Source organism: Polaribacter sp. Asnod1-A03 (genome assembly GCF_045063585.1).
Classification (GTDB): Bacteria; Bacteroidota; Bacteroidia; order Flavobacteriales; family Flavobacteriaceae; genus Polaribacter.
This window is the reverse complement of record NZ_JBEFOE010000009.1, coordinates 2,315,694-2,330,806: the sequence shown is the minus strand read 5'-3', so window position 1 is coordinate 2,330,806 and position 15,113 is coordinate 2,315,694. Positions and strand designations below refer to the sequence as shown.

Sequence of the window (15,113 nt, the reverse complement as noted above, 5' to 3'; positions counted from 1 at the left end):
TTTTGCTTTATAGAACAGTTAGTTCTTGTAAAGCATTAAAACGATTTCTTCTTTTAATGTAGAATAATCAAAAAAAGATTACAAATGTTAGGTTTACAATTTGAAACAGAAACTTCTTGGGCAGAAATTGCTAAAGACAACTTACAACAGATATTAACAGATCATGCTTTTTTAGAACAAAAAGCAGCTTCTAATGCCGTTTCAATTATTATAAATTATTCTGAAGAAACAGAATTGGTAAAAGAAATGAGCAATATTGCCATTGAAGAAATGCAACATTTTAAAATGGTACATTTATTAATGGTAAAGCGCGGAATGGTTTTAGGTAGAGAACAAAAAAACGATTACGCGGTTCGTTTGCAAAAATTCTTTACAAAAACTAAAGATAGAACCAATGCTTTAGTACAACGTTTATTAATTGCTGCTTTAATAGAAGCAAGAAGTTGCGAACGTTTTAAAGTGTTTTCTGAAAATATGGAAGATGAAGAATTGTCTAAATTTTATAAAAATTTAATGATTTCTGAAGCCAACCATTATACCACTTTTCTACAATTTGCCAGAGAATACCAAGATAGAGCAATTGTTGATGAAAAATGGAATGCACTTTTAGCTTTTGAAGCAGAAATGATGCGAGAAAGAGGAAATGCTGCAAAAATTCATGGGTAAAAATAATTACCAATTAACATTAAACAATTATCCCAACTAATTTATAATTGTTAACTAATAACTAAAACAAATGTTCTCTAAAGAAGAAGCTGCACTTTTACGTAAAGAATTTTGGACAAGTTTTGGAAAATCTTTTCCGAGAAAATGGTTGCTGTATAACACTAAAATAAAAGGCTTCTCTTTTAAATTTGTGGGAGAAAGAAAACAAGCAATGGTTTGTTTGGATATTGAAAATCCAGATGAATTAGTTAATTTACTTTATTACGACCAAATGCTTTCTTTAAAGACACTATTAGAAACAGAATTACCAGAAGTAATTTTTGATGATGAATATTTGTTAGAAAGCGGAAAAGAGATTCATAGAATTTATGTTCCGTTTGATAAAAAATTTAGCATTTATAACAAAAATTCTTGGAGAGATTGTTTTGAATTTTATGTTGAAACGATGGAAAAATTCGAGCTTTTTTTCTATGAATACGAAGATGTTATAAAAAACATATAACGTTTATTACTTTCTATTTGTTTATTGATAAGCCGCGTTAAGGATTGAAACGGCATCCTTTTTTATTTGGTATTGCTGAGTAGCAATACCAAATAAAAAATATATAGTGGAAAGCCTGACCTGAAAGGTAACGCAAAAAAAAATCGCTCAAACTAATGAACGATTTTTAATATACTACTTTCCTTTTTCTCTATTTTATAAAAGTGATACTTAACGGATAATTTGGTGCTTGATTATTACTTACTTTAATTGCATTTATTATAGGAAAAATTAAATAGAAAAACCCGATTGCAATTAGTCCTAATATTCCTAAACCTAAAAGTAAAATTAACGGAATACAGATTAATATGTAAATGAACATAGATATTCTGAAATTTATAATTGCTTTACCATGCTCATCCATTCCAAAAACTTCATCTTTTTTTGTAAGCCATAAAACTAACGGCACAATAAAACCACCAATACCTGTTACAAAATCTAATAATTGACTTAAGTGTGTTAATACTAATAACTGTTTATCTTCTTTCATAAATTCTTTAAGTTTGGTTGTATTTATTTGACGACAACTTTCTTAATTTGTTACAATTTATAAAAAAAACTTCATATATCACTAAAAATAAGCCACTAAGCTTTTTGTAAATAATTAGTAATTAGCAAATGGATTAATCATCATCTAAATGGGTTAATATCTAATTTATATGAGCAAAGCAGTATTTGACTTTAAAAATATCTTTGTATCAATAATAATTTAAAACCCAAATAATATGGATTACTTGAATATAGACAATCAAAAAGTTTTACCCGTTGTATCAGAATTAAATGTACTGTTGGCAGATTACCACGTATATTATCAAAAATTAAGAAATTTTCACTGGAACATTTTAGGTAAAAACTTTTTTGACTTACACAATAAGTTTGAAGCAATGTATAATGATACAAGACTTAAAATTGATGAAATTGCAGAAAGAATTGTAACACTTAAATATCACCCAATTAGTAAACTATCTGATTATATAGAAGTTTCTAAAATTAAAGAATCTAGCCCATTATTAACAGATGAGGAAATGGTTGCAGAAATTATAGGAGATCATAGAATCTTATTAGAGCAATTAAGCAAAGTTGTAGATAGATCTGAAAAGGCAAAAGATGAAGGTACAATTGATTTAATGGGGGCTTACATTAGAGAGCTAGAAAAATCTACTTGGATGTTGAGCGCATGGTCTAAAGACACCAAAGAAGAATTAAATAGTAGTTTTGTAAAATAACCATTTCTTTAATACAAGAAAAAACTACACATTTAAAACTTAAAAATCATCATGAATAAAATAATAGAGAAATTACAAAATTGGAAAGATATTTTCATAAAAAATATACCCAACCTTGCTATAGCATTGGTTGTGGTTATAATTGCATATTTTGCTTCTAGAGCTATAAATAGTTTTATAACTAAAACACTAAGTAACAGAATAAAACAAGAATCTGTTAGAAATTTAGTTTCTAGAGTAGCTTCTGCAATTATCTTTTTAGCAGGTTTGTATATTGCTATGACAGTTTTAAAGTTTGATGATACTTTAAAAGCAATTGTATCTGCTGCCGGTGTATCTGGTATTGTTATTGGTTTGGCCTTACAAGGTACTTTATCTAATACAATATCTGGTGTTGTATTGTCTTTTAGACACAACCTAAACATAGGTAATTGGGTAGAAACCAATGGTTATGCAGGTGAGGTTATAGATATAAACCTAAATTATTTTGTTATTAAAGAGGCAGATAATAACATGGTAGTAATACCTAATAAAACTATTTTAGAAAGCCCATTTAAAAACTATTCTTTAACCACTAAAATGAGAGTTGCTCTAGAATGTGGTGTAGAATATGGTGCAGATTTAGAAATGGTAGAAAAATTAACAAGACAAACAATTCAAGATAATTTTGATCAAAAACAATTTGGTAAAAGTGTAGAATTTTACTTTACCGAATTTGGTGATAGTTCTATTAATTTTTTGTGTAGATTTTGGATAGAATCTGAAAATGCTCTTGAACGTTTAAAAGGAAAAAGTAAAGCCATTATAGAAATTAAAAAGGCTTTTGATAAAGAAGATATTAATATCCCGTTCCCAATAAGAACTTTAGAATTTACAAATAAATTAAATGTAAATAGTGAAATTGCTAAAAAGCATTTAGAAACAAACTAAAAAAAGTTTTTCTATTAAATAAATATAAAAAGAAGCTCAACGTAAAATGTTGAGCTTTTTCTTTTGAGATAAAATCTTTATGTATTTTTGCAACATGATTAATAACGATACTATTATTGCTTTGGCAACACCTGCAGGTGTTGGCGCTATTTCTGTAATTAGACTTTCTGGTGAAAGTGCTATTGATATTGTTGATGCTTTTTTTAAATCGATTAAAAAAGGAAAGACCTTAAAAAATCAGAAAACGCATACGATTCATTTAGGACACATTGTACAAAATGATGTTCTTTTAGATGAAGTTTTAGTATCGGTTTTTAAAAATCCAAATTCTTATACAGGAGAAAATGTAGTTGAAATTTCTTGCCATGGTTCTAGCTTTATTCAGCAAGAAATTATTCAGTTGTTTTTACAAAATGGTTGTAGAATGGCTGATAATGGTGAGTTTACAATGCGTGCTTTTTTAAATGGTAAAATGGATTTAAGTCAAGCAGAAGCTGTGGCAGATGTTATTGCTTCTAATTCTGCTGCTAGTCATCAAGTTGCCATACAGCAAATGCGTGGCGGAATTGCTAATGAATTGAAAGATTTACGTGTTCAATTATTAGATTTTGCGGCTTTAATTGAGCTAGAATTAGATTTTTCTGGTGAAGATGTAGAGTTTGCAGACAGAACAAAATTTAAAGAATTAGTAGCAAAAATCACTTCTGTTTTAAAACGTTTAATCGACTCTTTCTCTTTTGGTAATGCAATGAAAAACGGAATTCCGGTTGCAATTATTGGAGAACCAAATGTTGGTAAATCTACACTTTTAAACACACTTTTAAACGAAGAAAAAGCCATTGTTTCTGATATTGCTGGTACTACAAGAGATGCTATTGAAGATGAAATAATTATTGATGGTGTTGCTTTTAGATTTATTGACACTGCCGGAATTAGAGAAACCGAAGATGTTGTAGAAAGTATCGGAATTAAAAAAGCATACGAAAAAGCAGAAAATGCACAATTGATTATTTTCTTAATAGATTCTAATAAATATGCTTATGCCAGAGAAGAGTTTTTAGAAGAGATTGAAACCATTAAAACACGTTTCCCTAATAAACGATTGTTAGTAATTGCCAATAAAATTGATACTTTATCTTGTCATGATTCATCCATCTTACAATCAGAAATTGAGAATTTAATTTTACTGTCTGCTAAAAATAAAACAGGAATTGAAGAATTAAAAAACGAATTAACCACTTTAGTAAATATTGGAGCTTTAAGTAATAATGAAACCATAGTTACCAATTCGCGTCATTTTGAAGCTTTAAACAATGCTTTAATTGCCATTACTTCTGTTCAAGAAGGCATTGATTTAGAAATTGGTACTGATTTGTTTTCTATTGATATTCGCGAGTGTTTGCGTCACCTTGGTAATATTACCGGTGAATATGATGTTGATAAAGATATTTTAGGGCATATTTTTGGTAATTTTTGTATCGGGAAATAGTCAGATTCATTAAAAAAATCCAAAAGTGATAAAACATATAAAATAAATCACATATTATTATTTTATATGCTTTATCAACTTATTTATGATATCCTTTTTTTCTAAGGTAGTTTAACAGCACTTGTGGTCTATCAGTTTGTATAATATCTACATTGTTGTTGATGTACCAATCGTATACCGAATTATCTAAAACTGCTTTTTCATCATCATGACCAATATTGTGCTGTTTCCATAACGCGTTTACCCAAACACTTGCTCCTTTAGCACGAATATCATCAAAATAAGATAACAATTCTGTTTCTTCCGGAATTGTAAATTCAAAAGCGATGGCTAATTTGTTGTCTAAATAATCATCAATTATCTCTTTGCCTTTTGGGTTTGGCAACCTAATAATAGGCATAAAATGAACCTTATCTAAATACTCTCCAAATTCTTTTTCTACAACACCTCTAGTTTTATTTCCTTTTATAATTACTTGATTTGTTGTGCCTGTTTTTTCTAAAAGTGTATAGCATTTATCAAAAATAGCATAGCTTTTATCTAAGTTAATTAATATTTTATCTTTTGATAAATTTAAAACTTCTTCTAAAGTAGGTATTTTATGCATCGTTTCCACACCTAGCCCATCAACTAAATTTAGTTTTTTTAAATCTGATAAAGTCCAATCTTTTACCAAACCTTTTGCCTTTGTTGTTCTATCTATACTCACATCATGTATTACCACCAATTGCCCATCTTTGGTTTCTCTAACATCAATTTCTACCATATCTACCCCCATATCAATACAGTTTTGGATAGCTTGTAAAGAATTTTCTGGGGCATTACGCCAATCTCCTCTGTGTGCAACTACAATAATATCTTTATTGGTTGAGTCTTCTAAATTAGTTAATAACTCATCTATTGACGTAACTTTTACTTCTTCTTTTACTATTTTCACCTCTTCTTTTTTACAAGAAATAAATAGAATTAATAATGATAATATTAAAAAATTTAGTTTCATAATCTTTATCTTTAAGCTGTTAATAGTAAGAATACATTTATTTATAATCCTGATAACAACCATGACAAAGAAAAAGATATTAATTTCTTTCAGTTTTAAATAATTGTAAAAAAAATATTTTCTTTTTTGACATTCTTAACCTAAAACTTCTTTAATATTGATATTAAATTAATTAGCTAGGTACTATTGTTTTTATCAATAATAGAAGATATCACTAAACTGAGTATAAGAAAAAATGAAATGTCCTTGTAATCCTTCTAAACAATATGAAGATTGTTGTAAAAAAGCTCATCAAAATATACAATCTGTAGCTACAGCAGAAGCTTTAATGCGTTCTAGATATAGTGCTTTTGTTTTGGCTGATATTGATTATTTACAAAAAAGTCATCACAGTAAAACCAGACCTTCTAAACGTGAAAAAGAAGAAATATTTACTTGGACAAAATCTGTAGAATGGATAAAACTAGATGTTTTACAATCCACTAAAAATACAGTTGAGTTTAAAGCCTATTTTTATGAAAACGGATCTTTAAATGTAATACATGAAAATTCTTTTTTCGAAAAAGAAGACAATTATTGGGTTTATAAAAACGCTCTGTAAACTTAAAGAAAGAATACTATTCTTTCTTCTAAAATATTATCACCTTATTGATTTACTGGTGTAAGCCTTTGCTTCTTAAAAGTTCTAATAGCATTTCTGGTTCATCAGTCTGAATGATGTTAGCTCCATTTTTAATCAATTCTTCAATTACTTTTTCTCCATTTCCGTAACGAATTTCTGCATCCTTCTCTCCCAAAGTATTAATCCAAATTCTGGCATTATTTTCTTTTAATAGATCACAAACTTCTTTTGTATTAAAACTAGGGTCTATATGTACAACTCTAGGGTTAAATTTTACAACAGCAGAGTCTGCCATATTTAAAGAATATGCTCTAGGCATTAACTGTGCAGATGTATCTAAACTTTTAATACTTTGTAATTGATGGTAATCATTATCAAAATAGAAAACCTCATCTTTATTACCATATTCATTTACCGCTTTTACCAATCCACGTACATTATCAGTTTTCATATCTACATCAACCATAATTTTACCTTTTACTACTTTTAAAAACTCTTTAAAAGTTGGTACAGGTTCTTTACTAACTCTTCCGTAAGGTCCTTTTAATTTAAAGGCTTTAATTTCGGCTAATGTTAATTCTTCTACTTTTCCACTACCAGTTGTTGTACGATCTATAGAACTATCGTGCATTAATACAAGATAACCGTCTTTGGTTGTTTTTACATCAACTTCTATAATATCTACACCCAATTCAATTGATTTTAAAGTAGATGCTATCGAATTTTCAAAATTGCCCATATGAGCTCCTCTGTGGGCAGCAACTAAAATATTATTAGAATTGGCATTTTTAAATTCGCTTAAAGTTTCTGTTATATCAGTTGTAGCTGATTTTTTAACAGAAACTTCTTTTTCTTTTACACAAGATACTCCTAAAAAAAAGACTAATAAAACAATTACATACTTTGTAATTTTCATACTTTAAAATTTAAAAAAATATTTTAAATGATAGATTATTTTCCTTTTTCTAAATCTTTCTTTAATCGAATAGGTGTATCTGGCACTTTATTTATCAATGTTTTTTTACCATTCTTTTTAGTAATCTCAAAAGCATCATATAATGTACCAATTGGTGTATAAGCACCATATTTAATGGTATCTTTTGATACAGTAATAATCTGAAAAAGTTGTGTATACTCACCTCTTCTTACCATCCATTCTTGGTCTTTAGATTCGTACATTTTGGGTCCACTTACAGAAACCGCATATATAGTACCTGCATCTTCTACAACCGTTAAACCTTTACCTTCGTTTTTAGGAAAGCCTCTTGCATACGTATGGTCATGGCCTTGTAAAACTAAATCAACTCCATATTTATCAATCAAAGGTTTTATAGCTTCTCTTAGTTCTTTGTTATCACGTCCTTTTGCAGTAGAATATACAGGGTAATGTGTTGTAATTACAGTCCATTTTTTTATGTTAGATTTTAGCACAGAATCTAACCATTGTACTTGCGCATCTCTTGCTTCTTTACTTTCATCAAACCCTTCGCTATCTAAAGAAATTATTTTCATTCCTTGATAATCAATTGCAAAACAAGTTTCTTTTAAAGATTCTATAGGTCCGTTTTCTGGTAAGGTAAATTGAGGTCTCCATAAAGATGATAAAACACCATTTCTGTATTCATGATTACCAGGTGTCATCATACTTGGTACCGTTGCATGTATAAAACTACCTGCATAAAACCATTCTCCCCATTCTAAATTTGCATCTCTATCGTTAATTAAATCACCTGCATGTAACATAAAATCTACTTGTGGAAATTGACGATAAGAATTTCTGATTACTCTAGACCATAAAGATTTTACATTGTTTTGAGCATCTCCAAAATAAATAAAACTAAACGGTTTCTCTTCTCCTACATTAGCTGTTTTATATTGAAACCACTCGCTCCAATACGCATTGTCTTTACCTCCATTACCAACTCTATATACATATGTTGTATTTGGTTGTAAATTATTTACTACTGCAGAATGGTATGTAGCTTTAACAAGAGGTTCTCTTCTATTTTGATTCTCTATTTTTTGAGAAGTTGCATTTACTTTTCTTACATCTCTTAATAAAAATTCTGGTCCGTCTGTTGCTAAAGCTATTTCTAGAACACCATTAGATACTTGTTGGTCTGTACGCCAATTTACGGCTAAACTATGTGCAGCATCTGTTGTTAAGTTAGCTATAACTCGATCTGGTGTACTAGACGGAAATATTAATTTATGTGCAACTATAGAATCGTATGCAGAATAATGCGTATGCTTTACACCATCTTCATGGGTATGTTGTGCTTGTAATAAAGAACTAAATAGTACAGTTATCACTAAAAAAACTAAACTCCTCTGTATTTTCATTATAGATATATTTATAAATCAAAATTATTTTATCGCATAATCAAATCCTATTTCCCTTTGTCAATTAATAGTTAAGTATTCGTTAGTTTTTTTCAGTTTTCAGCTAAATAAAAGTATTTACTTAAACTACACATTACATTAAATTAAACTCTACATTAAAATAATTATATAGTATTGACATCTTAAATAAACTCCCTTAAACATGCAATTTGTCTTTGAAAAAATTTTTGTCCCTAACAATCATACATTTATTTCTAGACAAATGCCATTAGCTTCTAACAGAAAAATTCATTCTCATAAAAACTTCGAAATAAATTATATAACTTCTGGTAAAGGAAGAAGAATAATTGGTGATAACGTTTCTGAATTTGAAAAAGGTGATTTAGTTCTTTTAGGTTCTGACTTGCCACATTGTTGGGATTTGCAAGATTATGACGGTAATGAGCCACCAATATCTATTGTAACTCATTTTTCTGAAAATATTTTTAATTCTGATTTTTTTAAAATCCCCGAATTAAAACAAGTTGAATTATTGATAAAAGAAGCCAATAGTGGCATTCGTTTTAAAGTAAAAGACAACAAAGAAATACATCAAACCTTATTAGAAATGGTAAATGCTAATGGTTTAGAATATTATATTAAACTCTTAAAAATATTTAATTTTCTTATTAAAATAAAAGACCGAGAAAAGCTTTCTAACCCTACAAACAAACTTGCTGATTTTACTAAAAATATTGATAAAATAAATAAAGTTTACGAATATGTATTTTTAAATATTCAAGAAGGTATTAATCTTGATGAAGCTTCTGCTGTTTTAAATATGGCACCGAGTTCTTTTTGTCGTTTTTTTAAAAAGAAAACAGGCTTAACTTTTATGGAATACGTTAAAAACGTAAGACTAGGGATTGCGGCAAAACTATTAGCTGAAACTGATAAACAAATTACAGAAATATGTTATGAAAGTGGTTATAATAACTTAGCTAATTTTAATCTTTATTTTAAAGCTAAAATGGGAAAAACGCCTTCTAAATACCGAAAAAACTTTAGAAAATAAAGATAACTACATTTTACAAATCATAATAAAAAACTATTAATTAATCTTATTATAGCATTATTTTTATCTAAAAATTACAATAAAATCTTATTATAAATAAAAATTACCTGAGTTTCCTCAGGCAATTTTTATTTGCTTCTTACTTTACTACCAAGGTGTATTTACTCCTTGTAAAAGCCACATTTTAGCATACGGGCTGTCATTAGAATCTGTACTACTATATTCAGTTTCTTCTAATGAAGCTGCTCCAACAGCATTATTTTCACTATTATTATTAATTTCATCACTTGGGTATATAAACCTTAGTGGCATTACTTCTTCTCTTGCCAACGGACCTGATTTTAAATTAGGAAAACCTGTTCTTCTCCAATCTAAATAAGCTTCATCTCCATTAAACATATTAGCAATCCATTTTTGTTGCATAATTATTTCTAAACTACCATCAAAAACTACTTCAGAACCTGTAATATAAACAACATAATCACCACTCAATCCCCAAGTATCAAAAGAAGCTTTAATTCCTTCTAAATAATTAGCTTCTGCATTAGCCCCCCAACCTCTTACAGCTGCTTCTGCTTTTAAGAATGATATTTCTGCGTAAGAAAACAATCTAGCTTTTAATAAATTACCTCCATCTTCTTTTTGGTTAAAAACTTCATTCATTCTAGATACATAGCTATTTGTACCTCCTCTAGAACCTTCTGTATTTAGGTTATAAGTATAAGGATCTGCATTACTTACCGCAACTGGTAAGCCTACATAAACACTACTGGTATCAATAAGCGTTTTACCCGCTTCTATATCTGCTGCATAAGTATCTAAAGAGTATATAGCATAACCATTTGCATCTAACGTTTCCTCGTTAATATAACGTACACCATCTTGTTCTGCAAGATCACCTCCTCCAGGAACCTCATCTGCAGGAACAACTTTAGTGGGAGTTTCTACAGGAGCAAACCAAACAGCAATTCTAGGATCATTTAAATCTTTTAATTTATCTGTTATGGTAGTGCATGGTTTTACTCTATAAAACTCTGAAGCTGAACCAAATTGACCTGTATTTGGCCATGATTGACTTGAGATACCTCCTATATAATCAAGTGCAAACTCATCATCAATACTACTTATTAATGGTTTTGCAAGTGTTTTTGTTACTCCCTCTTGGGCGTAAGTTGGTAGTTTTTCTGATAAACGCATGTAGTAGCGTAAAGCTAAAGAATTGGCTAATTTTTGCCATTTAGTAGCATCTCCTGCATAAAATACATCTTGATCTGCATCTACATTATCAAAACTAGTTCCGCTTAAAAGACCCGAAGCAGTTTCTAAATCTGCAATAATTGCTTTGTAAATAGTTTCTTGATTATCATAAGTTGGTTTTTCTCCTTCTAATGTATTTCCATTTAATGCATCAGTATAAGGGATATCTCCATAATAATCGGTTAAATTACCAAATAGCATAGATTTTAATATCAACGTTACTCCTTCATGAAAATCTAACCCTAATTCTACAGCTTGCTCATTAGCTACTTTATTTGTTCTTAACAAATTATAGTTGGTAGACCAAATAGAACCTTCATCCCAATCATATCTGTTATCTGCCCAAGAATCTTTTTGTGTGTATTGAGATGCATTTCCTGTATCTCCGGCATAACCTCTAGAAGTTGTACTTGTTGCTAAGCCTGTCATAACAGTACTCATTAATAAATTAGGATCTGCCAAATTAGGCTCAATACCATTTGGATTTTCATTTATTTCTACCAAATTACTATCGCAAGAAACTACAAATAAAGTAGTAAGCAATAAGATGGCTATATTTTTTATGAATTTCATCTTCTTAATTTTTTATTTTAATTTAAAAACTTGCGTTTAGTTTAAAACCTACAGGAATTGCCCATGGTTGAATATTATAACGCTCTACACCTTGTGCCATTCCTGATCCTGAGCTTTGAAAAGCACTTTCTGGATCTATATTGATACCTGCTTTGGTCCATAAAATAATATTTCGACTAAATACAGAAAGTGATAATTTGCTCATACCCATTTTTTCTGCAATTTCTCTAGGGAATGTATAACCTAAAGAAATTTGTCTAAGTTTTAAATAATCTGCATCAAAAGTTGCTGCTCTAGAATAACTCCAAGGATAATTATCTCCATAAGGTTGGTATTGTGTACCTTCTCCTCCAAGATTTTCTTGAGTAGCTACAAAGTTTCCATTATCATCATAATACCCCATAACTCCTGGTAAAAACACACCATCATTTAAACCATCGTAAGGAAAACCACCATATTCTGCTGTTGGTCCACCAATTAATGGAAAAAACTCTCCATTTGGTGATAAAAATATATCTGCATTTTCTCTTAGGTATGCTGGTATATCATCAACATCGCTTAAGTCATAAACTTTATCTAACCATCTTGTAGTTTGTAAATCTGATTCTGAATAACGATGGGTTTGAGAAACAAACTGTCCTCCTTTTCTCCAATCAAAGTTCATAGATAAATTCCAATTTTTATAAGTTATAGATGTTTGTAATCCCATTTTAAAATCTGGATTATAATTACCTGTAACTGGTGCAACTCTATTTCCGTCTGAATCAGAAACCGTATTGTTACTATTATCCCAACCTTCATCATCTAATAATGGCCATCCATAATATTCCGAATTTTCATCCTCTACACGAACCAAAGCTCTATCTACTAACTGACCAACTTCTTCACCTACCCAAGTATAAGCTCCATTTCTTGCTTCAGACCAAAAAGCAACATAGTCTGTACCAGGTGCTAATTCTGTAATAATAGTTTTATTAGTTGTAAAGGTTAAATTCATATTCCATTTCAAATCGTCATTTTCAACTAAAACACCTCCTAAACTTGCTTCAAATCCTTTACTATTTAAATTACCCGCATTAAAAAGTTTACTTGTAGCACCAGAAGATACTGGTAACGATTTTTGAAATATTTGGTTTTTGTTATTAGATTCATAATAAGTAAAATCCATTGTAACTCTATTCTTAAATAACGATAAATCAATTCCATATTCTGTAGATGTATTCAGTTCTGGCTTAATATCATCATTCTTTAAAGCAGAACTTACAGCTAATTGAGATGCTGCTCCCCAATCTCCTGTATTACTTAAAACAGAATATAAATTGTAAGCGCTTGTATCATTACCTGCTTGAGCCCAACCTACACGTAATTTAAATAGAGAAACATCATTACTCATATCAAATATTTTATCTAATAAAATACTTGATGAAACCGATGGATATAAAAAGCTATTATTATTTTCTGGTAAAGTACTAGACCAATCGTTTCTAATACTTGCATCTACAAATACAGTATTTTTATAACTAATATTACCTAAAGCATACAAACTATTTACACGTTTTCTTGAGGTAGAACTACCATAACTAATATTATCTGATGCTATGTTAGACAGCGTAAATAAGTTTGGTACTACTAAACCAGAACCTCCGTTTTTAGTTTGTGCAGATGAAGAGTTATTATTTAAATCCCTAGAGTTACCACCACCAGATATACTATAATCGAAACTATCATTTATTTTATCTTTATAGGTAAGTAAAAAATCTACATTGGTTTCTGTACCATTTATATTAGAAATTCCATAAGCTCCATTTGGTTCTTCATTAAAACCACTAGATATTTTAGTTTCTCTTACCTCATGACTATCATTATATGCAAAACGAACCATTAAAGAAAGTTTGTCTGTAAATTGATAATCTGCTTGAATATTACCCATTAGTCTTTTTCTCTCAAAACCATTATTTATTTCGTAAGCTAGAAAATAAGGGTTATTAAATTCAAACTCAGAAGGATCATCTCCAAAATTATATGGTGCATTTTGGCTAACACCTTCTACCAACCAATAATCTCTCATGTCACGAATATCAATATGAGGATTTATATCATAAATTGCTTGTAAAGGATTAGCACCTCTGTCTGTTGTAGAAGGACGATTATCTGCACCAGAAATGGTATATTTTAAACTTGAATTAATTTTAAGTTTATCATTTACATTAAAACTACTGTTAATACCAAAGTTATGTCTATATAAATCTGAATTTGGTATAAAACCTTCATGCTGCATATTGGTATAAGACATACGATAATTCATTCTGTCTGTACTATTTTCTATAGCAATGGTATTTGTTGAAGTAAATGCATTCTCAAAGAAATTTTTTGCATTATTTGCTCCTCTAGATGTAAGTGGCTTTGCAATACCTACACCAGTCGCAATTTCTTCTGCTGTGTATGGCCATTGAATAGCACTTAACCCTTTATCTAATTCTGGCCCAATCCAACCTGATGAAGTTTCATCTATTTGTGTAGTTTCAGAATTTGGTCTACTTCCGTTTGCAAAAAGTGTTGATTTCTCTAAAAATTTATACGGAATTTCATATACATTACTAGAACTAAAAGAAATACCTAAACCTTTACTTCTTTTGCCTGATTTTGTAGTAATTAAAATAACCCCATTACCACCTCTTGCTCCATATAAAGCTGCGGCACTTGGTCCTTTTAAAACCGATACACTAGCAATATCATCTGGATTAACATCACTAATACCACCACCATAATCTACTTCTACACCACCACCAATACCACCAACATTGGTAAGAGAACTACTAAGTGGCACGCCATCAATTACATATAATGGTTGATTATCTGTAGTTAAAGAAGATGCACCTCTTAAAATTACACTTACTGTAGAACCTGCTCCACCAGTTGAGTTAATTTGAACACCTGCAACTCTACCATTTAATGCATTTAATGCATTTTCTTGCGTAACTGTTGTTAATTCCTCTCCAGCTACTTCACTAACTGAATAACCCAATGACTTTTTCTCTCTAGAAATACCTAATGCAGTTACTACAATACCATCTAATGATTCTGAAGATTCTGCCAAATTAACATTAATTGTCGTTTTACTACCAACTACAATTTCTTGTGTTTGCATACCTAAATATGAAAACACTAGTATAGAATTACTATCTGGAACAGTAATCATATAATTACCATCAAAATCGGAAGTTACTCCTTTGGTTGTCCCCTTTAAAATAACTGATACTCCTGGTAGGAATATTCCGTTAGTGTCACTAATTACTCCTTTTATTTGCTGTTGAGCATAAATATTTGCCGATAACAGACATACTAAAAAGAAAGTAAAAAACTTTAAGTTTCTTTTTTTCATACTGTGAATGAATTAATAAAATATTTGGTT

The 15,113-nt window shown here is 29.7% G+C and carries 13 protein-coding genes; 7 read left to right on the top strand and 6 right to left on the bottom strand.

Annotated features, from left to right (window positions below):
* The first annotated feature begins 84 nt into the window (after positions 1-84).
* Positions 85-666, top strand: a complete 582-nt coding sequence (locus tag ACJJVY_RS10565; protein WP_405608014.1) for a tRNA-(ms[2]io[6]A)-hydroxylase — start codon at positions 85-87, stop codon at positions 664-666.
* Positions 667-736: 70 nt separating this feature from the next.
* The gene (locus tag ACJJVY_RS10560; protein ID WP_405608011.1) at positions 737-1,168 is read left to right on the top strand and encodes a DUF4268 domain-containing protein; all 432 of its coding nucleotides are present in this window, start codon (positions 737-739) and stop codon (positions 1,166-1,168) included.
* Positions 1,169-1,358: 190 nt separating this feature from the next.
* On the opposite strand, the gene ACJJVY_RS10555 is transcribed toward ACJJVY_RS10560, so the two are convergent.
* On the bottom strand, positions 1,359-1,697 hold the full coding sequence (locus tag ACJJVY_RS10555; protein WP_405608008.1) for a DUF4870 domain-containing protein: 339 nt from the start codon (positions 1,695-1,697) through the stop codon (positions 1,359-1,361).
* A 235-nt stretch (positions 1,698-1,932) separates the two neighbouring features.
* On the opposite strand from ACJJVY_RS10555, the gene ACJJVY_RS10550 reads away from it, so the two are divergent.
* The 3 genes from ACJJVY_RS10550 (at position 1,933) to mnmE (ending at position 4,852) form a co-directional block, all read left to right on the top strand.
* Positions 1,933-2,433, top strand: coding sequence for a Dps family protein (locus ACJJVY_RS10550; RefSeq protein WP_405608005.1), 501 nt, complete (start codon positions 1,933-1,935; stop codon positions 2,431-2,433).
* A 51-nt stretch (positions 2,434-2,484) separates the two neighbouring features.
* Positions 2,485-3,363: a mechanosensitive ion channel family protein gene (locus tag ACJJVY_RS10545; RefSeq protein WP_405608002.1), complete on the top strand. Its 879-nt coding sequence runs from the start codon at positions 2,485-2,487 to the stop codon at positions 3,361-3,363.
* A gap of 94 nt (positions 3,364-3,457) precedes the next feature.
* Positions 3,458-4,852: a tRNA uridine-5-carboxymethylaminomethyl(34) synthesis GTPase MnmE gene (mnmE, locus tag ACJJVY_RS10540; protein WP_405607999.1), complete on the top strand. Its 1,395-nt coding sequence runs from the start codon at positions 3,458-3,460 to the stop codon at positions 4,850-4,852.
* Positions 4,853-4,931: 79 nt separating this feature from the next.
* Here the strand turns inward: mnmE and ACJJVY_RS10535 are convergent, their stop codons facing one another.
* Complete coding sequence (locus ACJJVY_RS10535; RefSeq protein WP_405607996.1) at positions 4,932-5,852, bottom strand: glycerophosphodiester phosphodiesterase family protein; 921 nt, start codon at positions 5,850-5,852, stop codon at positions 4,932-4,934.
* A 235-nt stretch (positions 5,853-6,087) separates the two neighbouring features.
* Here ACJJVY_RS10535 and ACJJVY_RS10530 point away from each other — a divergent pair, with 235 nt between their 5' ends.
* Complete coding sequence (locus ACJJVY_RS10530; RefSeq protein WP_405607993.1) at positions 6,088-6,453, top strand: YchJ family protein; 366 nt, start codon at positions 6,088-6,090, stop codon at positions 6,451-6,453.
* A gap of 52 nt (positions 6,454-6,505) precedes the next feature.
* On the opposite strand, the gene ACJJVY_RS10525 is transcribed toward ACJJVY_RS10530, so the two are convergent.
* Complete coding sequence (locus tag ACJJVY_RS10525) at positions 6,506-7,390, bottom strand: glycerophosphodiester phosphodiesterase family protein (protein ID WP_405607990.1); 885 nt, start codon at positions 7,388-7,390, stop codon at positions 6,506-6,508.
* Positions 7,391-7,425: 35 nt separating this feature from the next.
* Positions 7,426-8,817, bottom strand: a complete 1,392-nt coding sequence (locus ACJJVY_RS10520) for a fibronectin type III domain-containing protein (RefSeq protein WP_405607988.1) — start codon at positions 8,815-8,817, stop codon at positions 7,426-7,428.
* A gap of 202 nt (positions 8,818-9,019) precedes the next feature.
* Here ACJJVY_RS10520 and ACJJVY_RS10515 point away from each other — a divergent pair, with 202 nt between their 5' ends.
* Entirely contained in the window at positions 9,020-9,871 is an 852-nt protein-coding gene (locus ACJJVY_RS10515) for an AraC family transcriptional regulator (protein WP_405607985.1), read from the top strand.
* A 147-nt stretch (positions 9,872-10,018) separates the two neighbouring features.
* Here ACJJVY_RS10515 and ACJJVY_RS10510 read toward each other — a convergent pair whose 3' ends face one another.
* On the bottom strand, positions 10,019-11,701 hold the full coding sequence (locus tag ACJJVY_RS10510) for a SusD/RagB family nutrient-binding outer membrane lipoprotein (RefSeq protein ID WP_405607982.1): 1,683 nt from the start codon (positions 11,699-11,701) through the stop codon (positions 10,019-10,021).
* A 22-nt stretch (positions 11,702-11,723) separates the two neighbouring features.
* Positions 11,724-15,083, bottom strand: coding sequence for a SusC/RagA family TonB-linked outer membrane protein (locus tag ACJJVY_RS10505; protein ID WP_405607979.1), 3,360 nt, complete (start codon positions 15,081-15,083; stop codon positions 11,724-11,726).
* Positions 15,084-15,113 lie beyond the last annotated feature (30 nt).

Coding starts and splice junctions, on each gene's coding strand:
- mnmE (WP_405607999.1), top strand. CDS start 3,458: ATGATTAATAACGATACTATTATTGCTTTGGCAACACCTGCAGGTGTT.
- ACJJVY_RS10525 (WP_405607990.1), bottom strand. CDS start 7,390: ATGAAAATTACAAAGTATGTAATTGTTTTATTAGTCTTTTTTTTAGGA.
- ACJJVY_RS10520 (WP_405607988.1), bottom strand. CDS start 8,817: ATGAAAATACAGAGGAGTTTAGTTTTTTTAGTGATAACTGTACTATTT.
- ACJJVY_RS10530 (WP_405607993.1), top strand. CDS start 6,088: ATGAAATGTCCTTGTAATCCTTCTAAACAATATGAAGATTGTTGTAAA.
- ACJJVY_RS10545 (WP_405608002.1), top strand. CDS start 2,485: ATGAATAAAATAATAGAGAAATTACAAAATTGGAAAGATATTTTCATA.
- ACJJVY_RS10565 (WP_405608014.1), top strand. CDS start 85: ATGTTAGGTTTACAATTTGAAACAGAAACTTCTTGGGCAGAAATTGCT.
- ACJJVY_RS10535 (WP_405607996.1), bottom strand. CDS start 5,852: ATGAAACTAAATTTTTTAATATTATCATTATTAATTCTATTTATTTCT.
- ACJJVY_RS10515 (WP_405607985.1), top strand. CDS start 9,020: ATGCAATTTGTCTTTGAAAAAATTTTTGTCCCTAACAATCATACATTT.
- ACJJVY_RS10510 (WP_405607982.1), bottom strand. CDS start 11,701: ATGAAATTCATAAAAAATATAGCCATCTTATTGCTTACTACTTTATTT.
- ACJJVY_RS10560 (WP_405608011.1), top strand. CDS start 737: ATGTTCTCTAAAGAAGAAGCTGCACTTTTACGTAAAGAATTTTGGACA.
- ACJJVY_RS10550 (WP_405608005.1), top strand. CDS start 1,933: ATGGATTACTTGAATATAGACAATCAAAAAGTTTTACCCGTTGTATCA.
- ACJJVY_RS10555 (WP_405608008.1), bottom strand. CDS start 1,697: ATGAAAGAAGATAAACAGTTATTAGTATTAACACACTTAAGTCAATTA.
- ACJJVY_RS10505 (WP_405607979.1), bottom strand. CDS start 15,083: ATGAAAAAAAGAAACTTAAAGTTTTTTACTTTCTTTTTAGTATGTCTG.